Annotated in this window: 17 protein-coding genes and 1 pseudogene; 8 read left to right on the top strand and 10 right to left on the bottom strand. The window is 63.2% G+C overall.

Going from position 1 to position 19254, the window contains the following annotated elements:
* Positions 1–38: 38 nt before the first annotated feature.
* Both guaD and FA04_RS22210 read right to left on the bottom strand, forming a co-directional pair.
* Positions 39–1391: a guanine deaminase gene (gene guaD, locus FA04_RS22215; protein ID WP_034799372.1), complete on the bottom strand. Its 1353-nt coding sequence runs from the start codon at positions 1389–1391 to the stop codon at positions 39–41.
* Complete coding sequence (locus tag FA04_RS22210) at positions 1388–2626, bottom strand: urate hydroxylase PuuD (protein WP_034799370.1); 1239 nt, start codon at positions 2624–2626, stop codon at positions 1388–1390. The genes guaD and FA04_RS22210 overlap by 4 nt, the downstream gene beginning before the upstream one ends.
* Before the next feature lie 147 nt (positions 2627–2773).
* Between FA04_RS22210 and FA04_RS22205 the strand changes: the two genes are divergently transcribed.
* Positions 2774–3688, top strand: a complete 915-nt coding sequence (locus FA04_RS22205) for a LysR family transcriptional regulator (protein ID WP_034799367.1) — start codon at positions 2774–2776, stop codon at positions 3686–3688.
* A gap of 181 nt (positions 3689–3869) precedes the next feature.
* Here FA04_RS22205 and FA04_RS22200 read toward each other — a convergent pair whose 3' ends face one another.
* Together FA04_RS22200 and FA04_RS22195 are read right to left on the bottom strand one after the other, a co-directional pair.
* A complete protein-coding gene (locus tag FA04_RS22200; RefSeq protein WP_156553048.1) occupies positions 3870–4532 on the bottom strand; it encodes a hypothetical protein in 663 nt (220 codons plus the stop codon).
* Between the two features lie 269 nt (positions 4533–4801).
* Positions 4802–5521: pseudogene (locus FA04_RS22195) on the bottom strand (substrate binding domain-containing protein); the annotation flags it as partial.
* On the opposite strand from FA04_RS22195, the gene FA04_RS22190 reads away from it, so the two are divergent.
* On the top strand, positions 5483–6226 hold the full coding sequence (locus FA04_RS22190; RefSeq protein WP_051659510.1) for an NAD(P)H-dependent oxidoreductase: 744 nt from the start codon (positions 5483–5485) through the stop codon (positions 6224–6226). The pseudogene FA04_RS22195 and the gene FA04_RS22190 overlap by 39 nt on opposite strands.
* 12 nt (positions 6227–6238) lie before the next feature.
* On the opposite strand, the gene xdhC is transcribed toward FA04_RS22190, so the two are convergent.
* From xdhC to uraH, 4 genes are read right to left on the bottom strand one after another with little or no spacing between them, the layout of a single operon-like run.
* Positions 6239–7105: a xanthine dehydrogenase accessory protein XdhC gene (xdhC, locus tag FA04_RS22185; protein WP_082573035.1), complete on the bottom strand. Its 867-nt coding sequence runs from the start codon at positions 7103–7105 to the stop codon at positions 6239–6241.
* Between the two features lie 18 nt (positions 7106–7123).
* Positions 7124–9463 carry a xanthine dehydrogenase molybdopterin binding subunit gene (gene xdhB / locus FA04_RS22180; RefSeq protein WP_034799363.1) on the bottom strand — a complete coding sequence of 780 codons (2340 nt, stop codon included), beginning with the start codon at positions 9461–9463 and terminating at the stop codon, positions 7124–7126.
* Positions 9464–9474: 11 nt separating this feature from the next.
* A complete protein-coding gene (xdhA, locus tag FA04_RS22175) occupies positions 9475–10956 on the bottom strand; it encodes a xanthine dehydrogenase small subunit (RefSeq protein ID WP_034799360.1) in 1482 nt (493 codons plus the stop codon).
* A gap of 3 nt (positions 10957–10959) precedes the next feature.
* Entirely contained in the window at positions 10960–11331 is a 372-nt protein-coding gene (gene uraH, locus FA04_RS22170) for a hydroxyisourate hydrolase (protein ID WP_034799357.1), read from the bottom strand.
* Positions 11332–11503: 172 nt separating this feature from the next.
* On the opposite strand from uraH, the gene puuE reads away from it, so the two are divergent.
* From puuE to FA04_RS22155, 3 genes are all read left to right on the top strand, one after another.
* Positions 11504–12919, top strand: coding sequence for an allantoinase PuuE (puuE, locus tag FA04_RS22165; protein WP_034799354.1), 1416 nt, complete (start codon positions 11504–11506; stop codon positions 12917–12919).
* 10 nt (positions 12920–12929) lie between these two features.
* On the top strand, positions 12930–13949 hold the full coding sequence (gene alc, locus FA04_RS22160) for an allantoicase (protein WP_034799351.1): 1020 nt from the start codon (positions 12930–12932) through the stop codon (positions 13947–13949).
* 71 nt (positions 13950–14020) lie between these two features.
* Positions 14021–14506, top strand: coding sequence for an ureidoglycolate lyase (locus FA04_RS22155; protein WP_034799348.1), 486 nt, complete (start codon positions 14021–14023; stop codon positions 14504–14506).
* Between the two features lie 84 nt (positions 14507–14590).
* On the opposite strand, the gene FA04_RS22150 is transcribed toward FA04_RS22155, so the two are convergent.
* Positions 14591–15439, bottom strand: a complete 849-nt coding sequence (locus FA04_RS22150) for a helix-turn-helix transcriptional regulator (RefSeq protein WP_162253367.1) — start codon at positions 15437–15439, stop codon at positions 14591–14593.
* A gap of 111 nt (positions 15440–15550) precedes the next feature.
* On the opposite strand from FA04_RS22150, the gene FA04_RS22145 reads away from it, so the two are divergent.
* Together FA04_RS22145 and FA04_RS22140 are read left to right on the top strand one after the other, a co-directional pair.
* Positions 15551–16804, top strand: coding sequence for a cytochrome P450 (locus FA04_RS22145; protein ID WP_034799345.1), 1254 nt, complete (start codon positions 15551–15553; stop codon positions 16802–16804).
* 42 nt (positions 16805–16846) lie between these two features.
* The gene (locus FA04_RS22140) at positions 16847–17167 is read left to right on the top strand and encodes a 2Fe-2S iron-sulfur cluster-binding protein (RefSeq protein ID WP_034799342.1); all 321 of its coding nucleotides are present in this window, start codon (positions 16847–16849) and stop codon (positions 17165–17167) included.
* Between the two features lie 155 nt (positions 17168–17322).
* On the opposite strand, the gene FA04_RS22135 is transcribed toward FA04_RS22140, so the two are convergent.
* Entirely contained in the window at positions 17323–18615 is a 1293-nt protein-coding gene (locus FA04_RS22135; protein WP_034799339.1) for an NCS2 family permease, read from the bottom strand.
* 422 nt (positions 18616–19037) lie between these two features.
* Between FA04_RS22135 and FA04_RS22130 the strand changes: the two genes are divergently transcribed.
* Positions 19038–19235, top strand: a complete 198-nt coding sequence (locus FA04_RS22130; protein WP_034799336.1) for a heavy-metal-associated domain-containing protein — start codon at positions 19038–19040, stop codon at positions 19233–19235.
* Positions 19236–19254: the final 19 nt, after the last annotated feature.

Here is a 19254-nt window from a genome sequence, read left to right as displayed (position 1 = left end):
ATAAGCAATGCTGGCGAGCCAGCAGGGGCGGACGCGCCTTAGGCCGTTTCGAGGCTCTTTACTGCCGAGGTGGCTGCGTCCTTCGCAGCGCGTGCAGCTCCCTTCATCGGCTTGCCGGCGACATAGGTCTCGGCCACGCATCGGTCGTCACCCATCGTCTGCAGGATGAAGAGTTCCTCGACAAGCGAACCGGCAACCCGCATGCGCAAGTCCATCGACGGCTTGGCGCGGCTATCAAGCACCACGATATCGGCATCGGCGCCGACATGCAGCGAGCCGATACGGTCGTCGAGATCGAGCGCCCGGGCGTTGCCGAGTGTCATGCGGTAGAAGGAGTTGAATGGCGTCAGCCGCTGGCCCTGCAGGTGCAGAACCTTGTAGGCCTCGTCCATCGTCTCCAGCATCGAGAAGCTGGTGCCGGCGCCGACATCGGTCGCGACCGACCAGCGGGCGCCGAGCTTGTCGAAGCGATCGCGATCGAAGAGACCCGAGCCGAGGAACAGGTTCGAGGTCGGGCAGAAATTGCCGACGGCACCGGTTTCGGCGAGTACCGAAATCTCGCGGTCGCTCAGATAGATGCAGTGGCCGAGCAAGGTCTTGCGCGTCAGCAGATCGTAGCGCGCGTAAATGTCGGTATAGTCCTTCGCTTCCGGATAGAGCGACGTGGCGAAGGCGATTTCGTCCCTGTTTTCAGAGAGATGCGTCTGGACGTAGCACTCCGGATGCTCGGCGACGAGCGTGCGGCTCGCCTCCATCTGCTCCGGCGTCGAGGTGATGGCAAAGCGCGGGCTGATAGCGTAGTGCGCGCGGCCACGGCCGTGCCACTTGGCAATCAGCGCCTTCGTCTCGTCATAGCCCTGCTGCGCCGTGTCGCGCAGCGCATCGGGCGCATTGCGGTCCATCATCACCTTGCCGCCGATCATCAGCATGCCGCGCGCTTCAGCGGCCCCGAAATAGGCGTCGACGCTCTCCGGATGCACCGAGCAATAGGCGGCCGCCGTCGTCGTGCCGTTCGCCAGAAGCTCATCCAGGAAACGGCCGGCGATGAAGTCGGCATGCTCCGGTTTGCGGAACTTCTGCTCCTCGACGAAAATGTAGGTGTTCAGCCATTCGAGAAGCTGGGCGCCGTAGGAGGCGATCGCCTGCGTCTGCGGGAAATGCAGATGCGTATCGATCAGGCCTGGCAACACCAGATGAGGGCGATGGTCGGCGACCTTGACGCCGGCACCGGCACGACGGGCGACATCGGCATGATCGCCGATATCGGCGACCTTGCCGCCGCGCACGAGCACGGCGCCGTCTTCGAAGTAGCGATAGGAGGTGGTGTCGTCGATGCCCTTTGGTTCCTCGACGAAGGTCAGCACACGGCCGCGGATCAGCAGATCGGTCATTGGGTCTTTCCTCCATTCACGACGGATTCGTACCAGGCGACGAGCAGCTGCCGCTCCTCGTCCGATACGCCGGTGACATTGGCGGGCGGCATCGCGTGGCTGCGGCCGGCCTGCAGGTAGATTTCACGCGCGTGATTGGCGATCTCAGTGTCGGTCTCGAGCATCACGCCCTTCGGCGGGACGACGATGCCCTCCCAGCCCGGCTCCTTGGCATGGCACATGGAACAGCGGCCAAGCACCGTGTCGCGGACCTTCGGAAAGGCTTCCGCGGTGACGAACGGCTGTTGCGCGGCGGAAATCTTCGCCTCCTCGCCGCCGGCAAGAATCTTCGGCACGGTCGACAGCCACATGATGACGACGAAGAGCAGCGCGGTTACGAGCCAGGTCCAGGTCGGGTTGCCCTTGTTCGCGTGACGGGTGTTGAAATAGTGGCGGATGGTCACGCCCATCAGGAAGACCAGCGAGGCGATGATCCAGTTGTACTGGGTACCGAACGCCAGCGGATAGTGGTTCGACAGCATCAGGAACAGAACCGGCAGCGTCAGGTAGTTGTTGTGGGTCGAGCGCTGCTTGGCGATCACGCCGTACTTGGCGTCGGGCGTGCGGCCAGCGATCAGGTCGCCGACGACCACCTTCTGGTTCGGAATGATGATGAAGAAGACGTTGGCCGACATGATCGTTGCGGTAAACGCACCGAGATGCAGGAAGGCTGCGCGGCCGGTGAAGAGCTGCGTGTAGCCCCAGGCCATGCCGACCAGAATGAAGTAGAGCAGCACCATCAGTCGGGTGTTGTCGCGACCGAAGGGCGACTTGCAGATCGTATCATAGGCGAGCCAGCCGAAGGCAATCGAGCCGAGCGAGATGGCGATTGCCACCGGCTTCGAGACGTCGAGCACGTTCGGGTCGATCAGGTAGAGGTCGGCGCCGGCATAGTAGACCAGGCAGAGCATGCCGAAGCCGGAGAGCCAGGTGACGTAGGACTCCCATTTGAACCAGATCAGGTGCTCCGGCATGTTGGCCGGCGCAACCAGGTATTTCTGGATGTGGTAGAAGCCGCCACCGTGCACCTGCCATTCTTCGCCATAGGCGCCGACCGGCAGGCCGGGATGTTTCTTCAGACCGAGGTCGAGGGCGACGAAGTAAAAGGACGAACCGATCCATGCAATGGCGGTGATGACGTGCAGCCATCTCACGGCAAAGGTCAGCCAATCCCAGGCGATGGCATAGTCGTACATGAAATTCTCCCATTTCTCCTCGGACCATTATGTGTCATTGCTGGAGGTCGCGGGAACGTCGCTGCTTCACCAACACTTTCAAAAAAATCTATAAAATAGCGACGGAATGGATAGGCTAGAGAGAGCCTGAAGGAGTGGGACGGAGGCATGTCTTATCTGGACAATGTGCGCGTCTTCGTACGCGTCGTAGAGCTTGGAACCCTGTCGGCAGCGGGTCGCGACCAGCGCGTGACGCCGGCGGTTGCAAGCAATAGAATCAAAGAGTTGGAACGCCATATGGGCGTTCGCCTGTTCAATCGGACGACGCGCAAGCTGACCCCGACGGAGCACGGTCGCGTCTTTTACGACGGCGCGGTGAAGATCCTCGAGGCTGTCAACGAAGCAGAAAATGCGATCGCCGATCTCTCGCGCAATCCGAAGGGCGCGCTGAAGATTACCGCTCCTTTGGGGATAGGTCGGCGGCTGATTGCATCGGGCATTCCGGAGTTTCACGACAAGTATCCCGACATCGAAGTGCGGCTTCGCCTGTCGGACCACAATGTCGATATCCTGTCGGAAGGCGTCGACGTCGCCTTCAAGCTCGGCATCCTCGAAGATTCGAACCTGCGCATGCGCGGCATCATGAATTGCGAGCGCGTTGTCTGCGGTGCGCCTGCCTATTTCGAGAAGCGGGGCATCCCTCAGACGCCCGACGCACTCATCGCCGACAAGCACGACTGTCTGCTGCTCAGGTATCCCGGTTCGAAAGAGTATTTCTGGACGCTCCAGACCATGGAAGGCGTGCGCAAGCTCGAAGTCACCGGACCCTATGATTCCGACGACGGCGACGTCCTGACGCAGTGGGCGCTCGACGGCCGCGGCATTATCAACAAGCCGCTGTTCGAGGTGAAGGCGCACATCAATTCCGGCGCACTCGTGCCGATCCTCGTCGACACGCCGCCGCTCAGCGTGCAGCTTGCGGCGATCTATCCGCACAAGCGGTTCCAGGACCCGAAGGTGCGACTGATGATCGATTACATGGCCGAGCGCTGTCAGCGCCTGATCAACGGAATGCTGGCCTGACCGTTCGTCTTCCGGCCGCTTCGGCCTGGACCAAGGAGCAAGACTGCACACCCTAGGCATCCTGCCGGCGGCTCCTATCGACGGAGAGCCGATTCTTTCGCCCGGTGCCGGGCGATCTCAACGTGGTTTGCAAAAGAAAGAAGGCGCGCCGATGCGGCGCGCCCTCAATATTTTTCAGAGATCAGCGTTTCACGTCGCTGTGCTTCGACTTGCCGGGAACTCCGTCACCGCCGCCGTTGCCGAAGCCGTTGTTGGCGTGCTTGGGCTTGCCGCCACCGCCGCCGTCACCGCCGGTGCCGCCACCGTCACCACCCGTGCCGCCGCCATCGCCGCCGGTACCACCACCGTCGCCACCGGTGCCGCCGCCATCGCCACCAGTGCCGCCGCCATCACCGCCCGTGCCACCACCGTCACCGCCCGTGCCGCCGCCATCGCCACCGGTGCCGCCGCCATCACCGCCCGTGCCACCACCGTCACCACCGGTGCCGCCGCCATCACCGCCCGTGCCACCACCGTCACCACCGGTGCCACCGCCATCGCCGCCGGTGCCACCACCATCGCCGCCCGTGCCGCCATCACCACCGGTGCCGCCCGTGCCGCCATCGCCCCCCGTTCCACCGTCACCGCCGGTACCACCCGTACCGCCATCACCGCCCGTACCACCATCACCACCGGTTCCTCCGGTGCCGCCAGTCCCGCCGTCGCCACCGGTGCCGCCCGTGCTGCCTTCACCACTGGTAGTACCCCCATCGGCGTGGGCAACGCCGATCATGGACGGCGCGCTATAGTGCGTCAGCACCGCGAATGCCGTGGACAAGAGCAGAGCACGCGTCAGTTTCTTCATAGTCGTCTCCCGATCTGATGCGTCCCCGTCTCTGTGCAATTGCGTAAAACGCGATTTGTCTGAAAAGCACTAAAGAAAATCCTGGACGCGTTACTTCCGCTAAGGTCGACCTCAGCGTCAACCTTATTTTAGAAACTACTGATGATAGGCAGATCCGGAAGCAAAGGGTAAGCGACACATTTGTGGTATGGCTTACGGCGCACGGGTCATGCGACCGATCCATTCGGGTTAGGGATCACGCTGTCGCAGCTGGCGGACGGCCGAGGCCGCTAGGCTCTGGACCTCTCGATCCCCGGAAGGTTGCCGATCGCCTCGACCAGGAAATCAACCAACAGACGAACACGGGCGATGCCAGAGCGTTCCGGCACGATCAGCAGGCTGAGCGGCACCGCAGGCAATGAATAGTCCGGAAGCAGCGGTACCAACACGCCGGCCTCAATCAGATCGTCGACGAGCCATCGGTGGGCAGGCGCGATGCCCCGGCCGGCGACGAGGGCCTCACGTGCAGCAAGCCCATGATCGATGCGAAGGCGTCCACCGAAGGGCACGGACAGATGCCGCCCGTCTGTGGCTTCGAAGTTGAGCCTGTCACTGCCGGCAATGTTCGACATGCGGATCCCCTCATGCGCCGAGAGGTCGCTTGGGGCGCGCGGAAATCCGCGCGCGGCCAGGTAGGCCGGAGCAGCCACCAGAAGACGCCGGCTCTGCCCAAGCGGCCTAAGCTTCATGGAGCTGTCGCTAAGCGGCCCGAGCCGCAACGCGACGTCGATGCCTTCCCGCACGAGGTCGATGCGCTCGTCGGTCAGGCTCAGATCGACGCCGATGTCGGGATGCCTGTCCTGGAAAGCAAAGATCAGCCGGGTAACGTGCAGCACTCCCAATGCGGACGTGCAGGACACACGAATGGTACCGGCAGCAGCCCCACGCGCACCGCGCGCTTCGTCGCCGGCCTGTTCTACCAGTCGCAGGATCTGGACGCTATCGGCGTAGTCACCGATCTCTATGCCGAGGGATGGAAGTCCGAGATCGGTCGCGCCGATTTTCCGGCCCTTGCCCCCGATGCCCGGTTCAAGCCGAGCCGCGCGTCGAAGGAGGCCTTTGCCACCGATACGCTGACCGCCGACGTCAAGACCGAGCAGGAAAAGCTGCTCTGGGCCGACGCGCTGATTCTGCAGTTTCCGCTGTGGTGGTATTCAATGCCGGCGATCCTGAAAGGCTGGGTCGATCGCGTCTATGCCTACGGCTTTGCCTATGGCGTCGGCGAGCACAGCGACAAATATTGGGGCAGGCGCTTCGGCGAGGGAACGCTGGCCGGCAAACGCGCCATGCTTGTCGTGACGACGGGCGGCTGGGAGGAGCACTATTCGCCGCGGGGCGTGAACGGGCCGATCGACGACCTGCTCTTCCCGATCAACCACGGGATCCTCTTCTATCCCGGTTACGACGTGCTCCCGCCGTTCGTCGCCTACCGCGTCGACAGCCTTGACGACGCTGGTTTTCAAGCCACAGCGGAACAACTGAAAGAAAGAATGCACACGCTCGCGACAACTGCGCCCATTCCCTATCGCCGGCAGAACGGCGGGGACTATGCGATCCCGACGCTTGAACTCCGACCGGAGGTCGGCGACCCGCGCATCAACGGCTTTGCGCTCCACCTCAGCGGTGCGCACCGGGGCGAAACGGCGCTCCGCTGACGGGCGGATTTGCTAACGAGCAAGCTTGGCGGCAGCCGGCCGACGCGAGATGTCCGCTTGTACCGGCTGGCGAAAATTGAGCGCAGCCGCCATGACTTCGGCGGCGGCAAGCGCAGCGATCACCGCTGGCCGCTTGTCCTTCACCGTCGTGCCGCCGATCGGGCAGACCAGCCGGTCGAAGAGGTCCGGTCGACCGATCTCGCGCGACAGCCAGTTCTTGAAAGTGGAGCGCTTCGTCTTCGACCCGATCATACCGACATAGGAGGCATCGTCGCGGCGAAGCGCTTCTGCCGCGATCAGGAAGTCGAGCGCGTGGTCGTGGGTGAGGATGACGAAGGCGCTGCCGGGAGGCGCGTCGCGCACCACTGCCTCCGGCATCGCCGTCAGGCAGGTCTCGATGCCGGGAATGTCGGCAACGGCCGAAAGCTCGTTCTCGCGGGTATCGACGAGAACGGTGCGCACCGGCACCAGGGAGAGCGCCATCACCAGTGCATCGCCGACATGGCCCGCGCCGAAGACATAGACATGCGGCCGGCTGGCGATTTCCAGGTCGCTGCATTCAATCAGCATGGCGGCTTTCTCCCGATCGATTCGTGTGAAGGCAAGCGCCACGCGCCCGCCGCAACACTGGCCGATCTCCGGTCCGAGCGGGATCGTCATCGCCTCCGGCGCGTCGCCGCGCTTCAGCGCCCGCCGGCCATGGTCGATCGCCATGTATTCGAGTTGCCCGCCGCCGATCGTGCCGAACAGGCTATCGGCGGCGACGAGCATCCAGGCGTCGGTATCGCGTGGCGTCGAACCGGCGGCACCGGTCACCTCCACAAGCACGCAGTCGCGCTCGCGTCGGAGAAAGTCCCTGATATCCTCGCGGCTCGCCACCATGACAATCAGCCCCTGTTACCCTTTCTGCCGTGCGGCCGCCCGCAGCCGCTCGATCGCCATCAACACCCGTTCCGGCGTTGCCGGCGCATCAAGGCGCGGTGCTATACGATACTCCGCAACGCTCGCGGCCGCCATCGACAAGGCTTCCAGCACGGAGATGCCGAGCATGAAAGGCGGTTCGCCGACAGCCTTCGAGCGGCGAATCGTTTCTTCGCGGTTGACCGACCACTCGGCAAGCCGGGTGTTGAAGACGCGCGGGCGATCGGATGCCAGCGGGATCTTGTAGGTCGAGGGCGCGTGCGTGCGCAGCCGGCCCTTGGCATCCCACCAGAGCTCTTCCGTCGTCAGCCAGCCCATGCCCTGAACGAAGGCGCCTTCGACCTGACCAAGATCGAGCGCCGGGTTCAGCGAGCGGCCGACATCGTGCAGGATGTCGGTGCGGTCGACCTGATATTCACCGGTCAGCGTATCGACGCTGACCTCGGAGCACGAGGCGCCATAGGCGTAGTAGAAGAACGGCCGGCCCCGGCCTTCGGCGCGGTTCCAGTGGATCTTCGGCGTCTTGTAGAAACCGGCGGCCGAAAGCTGGATGCGGGCGCCATAGGCGATCTTGATGAACTCGTTGAAGCTCAAGCGTTCCGCTCCGATCCGCACCACGTTCGGTTCGAAGGCGACATCGGCCTCGGCGACGTTCCAGCGCTCGGCAGCAAACTTGACCAGCCGTTCCTTGATCTGTTGGGCGGCATTGGCAGCGGCCATGCCGTTGAGATCGGAGCCGGAGGACGCCGCGGTTGCAGACGTGTTCGGCACCTTGCCGGTCGTCGTCGCCGTCACCTTGATCCGGTCGAGATCGACCTGGAACTCGTCGGCCACCACTTGGGCGACCTTGGTATAGAGCCCCTGCCCCATCTCGGTGCCGCCATGGTTCAGATGGATCGAACCATCCGTATAGACATGCACAAGCGCGCCGGCCTGGTTGTACTCGGTCTTGGTGAAGGAGATGCCGAACTTTACCGGCGTCAGCGCGATGCCGCGCTTAACCACATTGCTCTCGCGGTTAAACGCGATCACCGCTTCGCGACGCTTGGCATAATCCGCCGAGGTTTCCAGTTCCTCGATAATGCGGCCGATGATGTTGTCTTCCACGGTCTGGTGATAGGGCGTGAGGTTTCGGCCCTCGCCGCCATAGAAGTTCAGCTTGCGGATTTCCAGCGGGTCCTTGCCGATGGCATAGGCGATGTCCTCGATCATTCGTTCGCCACCGACCATCCCTTGAGGGCCGCCAAAACCGCGGAACGCGGTGTTGGAAACGGTGTTGGTCTTCAGCGGACGCGAGCGCAGGCGCACGTTCGGATAGAAATAGCAGTTGTCGGCATGGAAGAGCGCACGGTCGGTGACCGGACCCGAGAGATCAGCCGAGTAACCGCAGCGTGCCGAAAAGACAGCGTCCACCGCCTCGATGTGGCCCTCGTCGTCGAAGCCGAGCTTGTAGTCTACGTGGAAGTCGTGACGCTTGCCGGTGGCGCTCATGTCGTCGTCGCGGTCCGGCCGAACCTTGACCGGGCAGCGGTATTTCTTGGCAGCGACGGCCGCAACGGCGGCGAAAATGTTGGCCTGGGTTTCCTTGCCGCCGAAACCGCCGCCCATGCGGCGCACATTCACGGTGACCGCGTTCGACGGCACGCCAAGCACGGTCGCGACCATGTGCTGCGTCTCGGCCGGGTGCTGGGTCGAGGAATAGACGAGCACCTCGTCGTCCTCACCGGGAATGGCAAACGAGATCTGGCCTTCCAGATAGAAGTGGTCCTGGCCGCCGATGCGCATCTCGCCTTCGAGAATGTTCTTCGCCTTGGCAAAGCCGGCGTCGATGTCGCCACGCTCGAGCTTCAAGGGGTCGATGACCAGCGGATAGTTGGCGGCAGCCGCTTCGAGCACGTCGGTCACATGCGGCAGATCGCGATATTCGATCTTGACCTTGGCGGCCGCGCGCCGCGCCGCTTCGCGCGACGTGGCGACAACCGCGAAGATCGGCTGGCCGTGGAACTCCACCTTGTCGGTGACGAAGATCGGTTCGTCGTGCTTGTGCGCCGGGCTGATGTCGTTTTCACCGGGAATGTCGGCGGCCGTCAGAACGCCGATCACGCCTTCGCTGGCGTTCACGGCCTCAAAGTCAATCGACAGGATGTCGGCGTGCGCCCGCTGCGAGAGGCCGAGATAGCCGTGCAGGGTGCCCTGGGGCTCAGGAATATCGTCGATATATTCGGCCGTTCCGGACACATGCTTGTGGCCGGACTCGTGCCGTTCGTTTTCGTGTACGCCGCCGCGGATGCGGTCGATGGGCTGCATCACGTTCATGGCTTCCTCCCTTAAACCGCGACGGCAATGGTGCGATCGAGACGGAGCTGGCCGCCACTCGACTGCGTTTCGAGATAGAAGCGGCGAAGCAGGTTCTTCGCCACCAGTTGGCGGTACTCCGCCGAGGCGCGCCAGTCGGTGAGCGGCGTGAAGTCCTGATCGAAGGCAGCGACAGCGCGCTCGATCGTCTCCTCGTTCCACTCGGCGCCTTTTAGCACCGCCTCCACATGAGCGGCTCGCTTCGGCGTAGCGGCCATGCCGCCGAAGGCGATGATGGCGTCGCTGACCCGACCTGCCTCGAAGGCGATGTTGAAGCCGCCGCAGACGGCGGTAATGTCCTCATCCAGACGCTTCGTCACCTTGTAGACGGCCACGCGCGCCTTATCCGAAACGAAAGGAATGCGCACGCTTTCCACGAACTCGCCCGGCTCGCGGTCCTGCTTGCCGTAGGCGATGAAGAAGTCCTCGAGGACGACCGTGCGGCGGCGATCGCCCTTGCGCAGCGTGATCGCGGCGCCAAGCGCAATCAGCGCCGGCGGGGTGTCGCCGATCGGCGAGCCGTTGGCAATGTTGCCGCCCACGGTGCCCATGTTGCGGACCTGCTGGCCGCCGATGCGATCCCAAAGCTCGGTCAGTTCAGGGAAGTGCGCGACGATAACGGGGTAGGCTTCGGCGTAGCTGACGCCGGCGCCGAGCGTCACGCCGTCGGCATCGACCGTGATGCGGCGCAGTTCTTCAAGATGGGTCAGGTGAATGACCGGTGAGATGTCGCGCATGAATTTGGTGACCCAGAGGCCGACATCGGTCGAACCGGCAACGATCGTCGCCTTCGGGTTGGCTTCGAGCACGGCGGCGAAATCATCGACCGAGCCCGGCAGGATGAAGCGCTCGGTCTCGGAGCCGATTTCCACGCGACGGCCATCCTGAAGTGCTGCCAGTTCGCCTGCGATCCGGTCGCGTTCGGCCACCAGCGGATCCTTGCCGATATCGCCGATCGTCGAGATCGCCTCGGCGGCGCGAATGATCGCGGCATAGCCGGTGCAGCGACAAAGATTGCCCTGCAGCGCCTTTTCGATTTCGGCGATCGACGGCTTCGAGTTCTCCATCCAGAGGCCATAGAGCGACATCACGAAGCCCGGCGTGCAGAAACCGCACTGCGAGGCATGCGTGTCGACCATTGCCTGCTGCACCGGATGCAACGGGCCAGCCGGCTGCGCCAAACTATCCACCGTCACGATATGACAGCCGTCGAGCGAGCCGACGAAACGGATGCAGGCATTGACGGATTCATACTTGAGCTTGCCGTCGAGCAGGCGGCCGATAAGCACGGTGCAGGCACCGCAGTCGCCCTCGGCGCAGCCTTCTTTCGTGCCCTTCAGATTGCGGTCGATCCGCAGAAAATCGAGCAGAGTCTGAACCGGCGAAACATCGGCAAGTTCGACGAGGCGGTGGTTCAGGATGAAGCGGATGGTGTTGCGGATTTGGATCGTCATTGCTCAGCTCCCGCGATAGGTGGAGTAGCCATAGGGCGAAAGCAGCAGCGGCACGTGATAGTGCGCGCCCTGGTTATCGATGCCGAAGCGGATTGGGATCACGTCGAGGAACGGGTTGTCACCGCGCTTGGCTGCGCCGCCGAGATAATCGCCCGCATGGAACTGCAGCTCGTAGGTGCCGGTCTGCATGCGCTCGCCGCTCAAAAGCGGCTCGTCACAGCGGCCGTCGTCATTGGTCTTGACGGACTTGATATGCGTCTGGCGATCGCCATCGACCCGGTAGAGCTCGATGCGCAGCCCTTCGGCCGGTTTGCCGCTGGCCGTATCCAGCACGTGCGTCGTCAAACGGCCGGCGTTTCCACCCTGAGATTGCATAGTTTTCGCTCCTCCCGAAGTCAGCTTTCCACCTCGCAGTATTCCGGCATTCCCACCCGCTTGGTAGCGACCGGATCATTCGAGACTTTCAAATTTTTTGGGGGGAATGGCTCGAAACAAATGCCGCTAGAAATTGGATGCAGAGACGAAAATGTCTGGAGGAGCTGCTTAGATGAGATACCCCCGCGATCTTCACGGCCACGGCCCGAACTTCAAGATCACATGGCCCGACGGCGCGCGGATCGCCGTGCAATTCGTCATCAATTACGAGGAAGGCGGCGAGAACTGCGTGCTGCATGGCGACGCAGCGTCCGAGGCATTCCTGTCGGAAATCGTCGGTGCGCAGGCCTGGCAGGGCCAGCGCCACTGGAACATGGAATCGATCTACGAATATGGCGCACGCGCCGGCTTCTGGCGGCTGCATCGCATGTTCACCGAGCGCGGCGTGCCGGCGACCGTCTATGGCGTCGCAACCGCGCTGAAGCGCTCGCCGGAACAGGTCGCCGCCATGCAGGACGCCGGCTGGGAAATCGCCTCGCACGGCCTGAAATGGATCGAACACAAGGACTTTTCGCCGGAGCGCGAGCGCCAGGAGATCGCCGAAGCGATCCGGCTGCACACCATCGTCACCGGAGAGCGCCCGCGCGGCTGGTACACGGGGCGCTGTTCCGACAACACGCTCGACCTGGTGACCGAAGCCGGCGGCTTCGACTACGTATCGGACGCCTATGCCGACGACCTGCCCTATTGGCATGAGCATGCGGGGCGCCATCAGCTGGTCATCCCCTACACGCTCGACAGCAACGACATGCGTTTTGCCACGCCGCAGGGTTTCAACAGCGGCGACCAGTTCTTCACCTACCTCAAGGACAGCTTCGACGTGCTCTACGCCGAAGGTACGGCCGGTGCGCCGAAGATGCTGAGCATCGGGCTGCACTGCCGCCTCGTCGGCCGGCCCGGCCGCGCCGCGGCACTCGCCCGCTTCCTCGATTATGTGCAGGGCCACGAGAAGGTGTGGCTCGCAAAACGCGTCGATATCGCCCGCCATTGGGCCGAAAACTACCCGTACAAGGCCTGGGACGATCGTCCGTCGCGGCTTGGCGAAGAGGCGTTCGTCGCCAGGTTCGGCGGCGTCTTCGAACATTCGAAGTGGATCGCGAAGCGCGCCTTCCAGCGCGAACTTTCGCCGGCCAACGACACCGCGATCGGCCTTGCCGCCGCCCTTTCCGCAGTCTTCCGCGAAGCTTCGGCCGAGGAGCGGCTTGCCGTGCTGATCGCCCACCCCGATCTCGCCGGCAAGCTGGCACAGGCCAAGCGCCTGACCGAAAGCTCGACCAACGAGCAGGCCGGTGCCGGCCTCGATGCGCTGACCGATGCCGAGCGTGAACGCTTCACCACGCTCAACGCCGCCTATGTCGAGAAGTTCAAGTTCCCGTTCATCATGGCGGTCAAGGGGCGCAGCAAGGACGAGATCCTCGCCGCCTTCGAAAGCCGGATCGGCAACGATCGCGATACGGAGTTCGAGACCGCGTGCCGGCAGGTGGAGCGGATCGCCTATCTGCGCCTCAAGGACATGCTGCCGAGCTGAGGGTCTCGCGATGACGATCGACGGCGTGAACCCGCCCGAATTCGCGCTGAACGCGATCAACCTTGCCTCCGCCGGTCTCGGCGCGCGGCCGGTCTTTGCAACCGACGAGTTCTTCGCGCCGCTCGAACGCATGCTGCAGGACGCGCCGCCGGTCTATCATCCCGGTGTCTATGACGAGAACGGCAAGTGGATGGACGGCTGGGAGACGCGGCGACGCCGCGGCCCCGGCAACGACCACGCCATCGTGGCACTCGCGACGAACGGCCTCATCCGGGGCTTCGAGGTTGATACCGCTCATTTCACCGGCAACTACCCGAGCGCTTGCGCCATCGACGCCTGCCTGGCACCGGATGGCCCGGACGATCGGACGGTCTGGACGGAGCTGGTCTGCCCTCGGCCGCTTGGCCCGAGCGCGCTGCATCACTTCGAAGCGCGGTCGGATTCTGTCTGGAGCCATGTGCGCTTGCGCATCTATCCCGACGGCGGCGTCGCCCGCCTTCGGGTTTACGGCGCGCCTGCGCTAGACCGGGCAGCGATCGGCGACGCGGTGGTCGATCTGGCCTCATCATTGCTCGGCGGGCGCATCATCGCCTATTCCAACGGACACTACGGCCACCAGCGGCTGCTTGCGCCCGGACGCGGCATCAACATGGGCGACGGTTGGGAGACCCGCCGGCGGCGCGAGCCCGGCAACGACTGGATCGTGGTGAAACTCGCCGCGCGCGGCGAGATCGACCGGATCGTGGTCGATACCGCCCACTTCAAGGGCAACTACCCGGACGCCTGTTCGCTGCAGGCGGCAGACCTTGGAGCGAACGCTTGCGAAGTGGCCGCATCCGTTACGGCATCGTCGATGTTCTGGCGCGAGGTCCTGCCGCCGCAGAAACTCGCCGCCGACAGCATCCACACCTATGAAGCAAGCGCACTCGCGATCGCGGGTCCGGTAACCCACGTGCGCTTCAACATCTTCCCCGACGGCGGCGTCAGCCGGCTGCGTGTCTTCGGGCGTATTGCGAAAGCCGGCATCTAGATCGTTTCGCCGAGGAGGCGAAGCGATCAAACTTCCAGGCAACCCATCAACATTGGACGGAGGAGCGTCACATGAAGGAGATCGTCATACAGCCGTTGACCCGGGAGGCCTTTGCGCCTTTCGGCGACGTGATCGAAACGGAGAATGCCAACAACTTCCCCATCAACGGGGGCAATGCAACCCGCTACCACGACCTCGCCAAGATCGATACAACAGGCGAAAAGGCCCGGCCCATGATCAGCCTGGTGCGCGGCGTACCCTATCCTCTGCCGCTGAAACTCACCATGGTCGAGCGTCATCCGCTCGGCAGCCAGGCCTTCATCCCCTTGAGCGACAATCCGTTTCTGATCGTCGTCTCCCGGGAAACCGACGAAGGCCCGAGTGAACCGATCGCCTTCAAGACCACCCCGGGCCAGGGCGTCAACATCGCCCGCAATGTCTGGCACGGCATCCTGACGCCGCTCGATGACGTCTCGGATTTCGCGGTGGTCGATCGCGGCGGCGAAGGCGTCAATCTGGAGGAACATTTCTTCAAGGAGCCGTTCCTGATCGTGTGAATGAATGCATGACCCGGTCGTCCGGTCGGGTTATCGGTGCGCCAGGGCCTCGCTGGCCGCCGAAATCGGACGAAGACTGCGACCTCAATAGCCGCCATCCCGCCGGAATTTTGTCGGCGTGTATCCGGTCACGCGGCGGAAATCGCGCGAGAAATGATAGGGATCCGGATAGCCGCAGACGGCGGCCACCGCCGAGACCTTGGCATCGGGTCCAACCAGCAGGCGTTTCGCCTGGTTGATCCGCTCGTGGCGCAGCCAGTCCATCGGCGTCGTTCCCACCATATCGCGAAAGCGACGAAAGAGTTGCGACGGGCTCAGCCGCGCAAGCGCCGCAAGATCGTCGATCGTCCAGGGCCTGGCGAGATCGCCGCGCATCACCGACAGCACCTGAATCAAACGGTCTTCACCGGACCTGTCCTCGGCCGGTTCGGCTCCGATCAGCCGTGGCGCGATCATGTCCGCCATCAGCCCCGCGATCGCGGCGCTCGACAGGGCGTCCGTCGCCGGCGAGCGTTCGGCAAGAAATCCGCTCACACTTTCGAACGCCGCCTGTGCCCTCCGCGGGTCTCTCGGCACGAACAATGGCGACTGCTGCACGCCGAGAAACTGGTAGAGCGCATCAAGCCCGTGTCCCTCGATCCCCATCCAGAGATAACGCCAGCTTTCGCTGTCGGCAGCGCAGCTATGCGCATAGGCCTGAGAGGTATCGAGCCAGGCAACACTGCCGGTTTCGGTCGGGAAACGTTGACCGTGCACCTCGATCAACCCGCGTCCGCCTGTTGTGTAGACGAAGACGTGCTGGTGGAACCGTTTGCGGATCGGCGCCTCGTCAGGGCGCGCCGTCCGGCTTCCGGCCACCAGCGCCAGATAGGGAAACGCACCTGCGAATTTTGCCGGGGTGTGGAAATGGATCTCTTCGCTTTCGGTCAGCATGCCATTTTCTGGCATCCGACGCGAGTTTTGTCCATCATCTTGCGACAGGGCGCCATTCACAGAGCTACGGCAGTGACGTTATCATGCAGCTTTATGCACGGAGAATTGCCCATGACCGAAGCCGCGCCGAATGGCGATGCCGCGAATTTCACCTTCGCGCCGCTGTCCCCGGATTTTGCTCGCGATCCCTATCCGACCTATCGCGCGCTGCGCGAAAAAGAGGGGCTGCACTACTTTGCGGATTTCGACATCTGGCTTGCCTCGCGCTTCGAGGACGTCTCGGCGATCGTCATGGACAAGCGCATGGTGCGCTCGCTCGAAGACCTCGCGACCAAGGAAGAGCTCTCAAAACTGCAGCGCGCCGCCAATTGGCACGACATGCCACACCACGAGCGTTTCGTGCAGTTCAGCCTGCTCGACAGCGATGGTGCCGTGCATGACCGCTTGCGCAAGCAGGTTTTCAAACTATTCACACCGGCTATGATTGCGAAGCTCCGCGACCAGATCCAGGCCTATGTCGACCGGCTGATCGATAGCCTCGCCGATCGCGGCGAGATCGACTTTGTCGATGATCTGGCCGCCCATGTTCCCGGCCATATCATCGGCCGCCTGCTCGGCGTGCCGGACGAGGACTGTCCGCAGCTGCGGATCTGGTCGGAAAACATCGTGCAGTTCTTCGACGTCGACCGATCCGACGGGCGCAAGGAGCTCGCCGAGCGCAATACGACCGAGTTCTACGAATACCTGACAGCGTTGAAGGCCGAACGTGAGCGGGCGCCGAAGGATGACCTCATCTCGGTGCTGATCGAGGCGGAGCGCTCCGGCGCCATGAACTTCGACGAATTCATCTCCACCTGCATGCTGATCCTGATGGCCGGCCACGGTTCCACGATCGATGTGCTTGGCAGCGGCATGCACGCACTCTTGCGGTTCCCCGAGCAGATGGCGCGGCTGCGGAGCGAACCCGGCCTGATCCAGACCGGCGTGCAGGAGATGTTCCGCTACGAGTCGCCGCTTCCGTTCTTCCACCGCCATTGCGTCGAGGACATCGAGATCTTCGGCCGTCGCTTCGAGCGCGGCACCAAGTTCGGCCTGCTCTATGGCGCCGCCAACCGCGACCCCAAGCAGTTCGAGAATGCCGACACGTTCGACATCGGCCGGACGCCCAACCGTCATCTCGCCTTTGGCGGCGGCGTGCATTTCTGTCTCGGCAACCACCTCGCGCGCCTCGACATGGATATCATCTTCAGCACCCTGCTTCGCCGTTTCCCAACCATCGAACCCGTCGACCGGGAGCCGGAATACAAGCGCGGTCTTTCTGTCCGTGGACCCAAGCGGCTGAAGATCGCCATCCGGCCGGCCTGATCCCATATCCTCGACACCAACATACGCAATCGGAGAATACCCATGCCCAAGATCGTCTTCATCGACGCGGACGGCACGACGAAAGAAATTCATGCGGAGATCGGCCAATCGCTGATGTCAGCCGCCGTGCAGAACGGCATCGACGCCATTGCCGCCGAATGCGGCGGCTCCTGCGCCTGCGGCACCTGTCACTGTTACATCGACGGCGAATGGAGCGACCGCCTGCCGGCGCCCGAGTTCCAGGAACAGGACATGATCGAGTGCGTCGTCAATCCGAACGAGCGCAGCCGCCTGAGTTGTCAAATCACGGTGTCGGCTGAACTCGACGGCCTTGTGGTGCATCTGCCCGCCGGGCAATACTGAGCAAATCCAGGAAAAGTGTGAAGCGGCTTTCCGTTCGGATTTGCGCTCTTTAAGCCAGATCGAGGCAAAAAGGCCGAAGCAACATTTCGTTGCTCCGGCCAGCACTTACGGGGAAGTTCTGATCGGCCGAGGCGGCATGCCCCGGCCGATTTTCGTTATTCGGCGAAGAACGCGAAGCGCACGATGAAGAGCGCTGCCACGAGCTGGGTTGCCGGGTGGATGACGCTCCACTTACCGGTGAAGACCTTCAAGACGACATAGCTGACGAAGCCGAAGGCGAGGCCGTTGGCGATCGAGTAAGTGAAGGGCATGGCGAGTGCTGTAAGCGCTGCCGGAGCCGCTTCCGTCAGGTCGTCCCACTCGACTTCCGTCAGTTCGCGCATCATCAGGCCGGCAACGTAGAGCAGAGCCGGGGCCGTCGCATAGGACGGAACGGCAGCTGCCAGCGGCGAGAAGAACAGCGCGGCCAGGAAGAGCACGCAGACGGTGAGCGCGGTCAGGCCCGTGCGGCCGCCGGCCTGGACGCCCGAGGCGCTTTCGACATAGGCGGTCGTGCTGCTGGTACCGATCAGCGAGCCGGCGACGATCGCGGTGCTGTCGGCGAGAAGCGCGCGGCCCAGACGGTTCGGCTTGCCTTCTTCCACCAGTTTGGCGCGCTTGGCGACACCGATCAGCGTGCCGGTGGCGTCGAAGACTTCGACGAGCACGAAGACGAGGATGACATGCAGCAGGCCGCCGTGCAGGGCGCCCATGATGTCGAGTTGCAGGAAGGTCGGCGCGATGCTCGGCGGTGCCGAGACGATGCCCTTGAACTCGCTGACGCCGAGGATCATCGACAGGACGGTGACGACCAGGATGCCGATCAGGATCGAGCCGCGAACTTTTAGCGAGTCCAGAACGGCAATCACGAAGAAGCCGAGGATCGCGAGCAGCGGGCCAGTCTGCTTGAGGTCGCCGAGACCGACGAGCGTTGCCGGGTTGTCGACGACGATGCCGGCGTTCTTCAGGGCGATGATGCCAAGGAAGAGGCCGATACCGGTGGCGATCGCGCTTCGAAGCGAATGCGGAATGCCGGCGATCAGCCAGCTTCGGACCCCCGTCACGGTCAGGATCAGGAAGATCACGCCCGAGATGAAGACAGCACCCAGCGCCTGCTGCCAGGTGAAGCCAAGCGCCGCAACGACGGTGAAGGCGAAGAAGGCGTTGAGGCCCATGCCCGGCGCCATGCCGATTGGCCAGTTGGCGACGAGCGCCATGACCGCAGAGCCGAGTGCCGCGGCAATACAGGTTGCGACGAAGACGGCATCCCTATCCATGCCCGTGCTCGACAGGATGTCGGGGTTGACGAAGATGATGTAGGACATCGTCAGGAATGTCGTGATACCGGCGATCACCTCGGTGCGCGCCGTCGTCTGATGCTCTTTCAGCTTGAATAGTCGTTCAAACATCTTTCCTCCCTTGGCGGCGTCACCACGACGCAGCCGAACGACAGTGAGCGGGAAACCGTCTCCTCCAGTTCCCGACCAGTGCATTTCGAACGCCCGGATGTTCCCGGAACGATCGCTTCGCTTTAGGCTTCGTGCCGGCTGGCGATCGTCCGCCCTCTTTCGGACGACGCGAATGCCTCTTGCACAGCCTTTGGATTGTGCGACTTCCGGACGCAGACCGCTAGCCGTCCATTCCCGGGATCGATGATGAAAGACTTTCAAATTTTTCGGAGAATTTGAGAGGCCGCTGGACTACACTTACGGGGGTATTTTCCACCGTTCGCGCGACTGGAAATGCCGCGAACAAATATCTTGAAGGCCTATTGACCTTCCAACGGTGGGAGACGCCATGTTTGTCTCACAACCGAACCAAGGAGACAAGCATGCAGAACTACAAGATCGACAACATGACCTGTGGCCACTGCGCCGGCGTCGTCCAGAAGGCGATCCTGAGCGTCGACCCGCAGGCAACGATCAAGGTCGATCTCGGCAATCGGGAAGTCAGCGTCGAGACCGCCGCAGCGGCAGGGCCGATCGCAGACGCCCTGAAGGCGGCCGGATACGAGAGCCGCGCGCTCTGAGCGCACGCTCCCTCCGACA

The sequence above is a fragment of the Ensifer adhaerens genome (assembly GCF_000697965.2).
Taxonomy (GTDB): domain Bacteria; phylum Pseudomonadota; class Alphaproteobacteria; order Rhizobiales; family Rhizobiaceae; genus Ensifer; species Ensifer adhaerens.
Note: the sequence above shows the minus strand (reverse complement) of the source record. Positions and strands in the feature narration are given on the sequence as shown.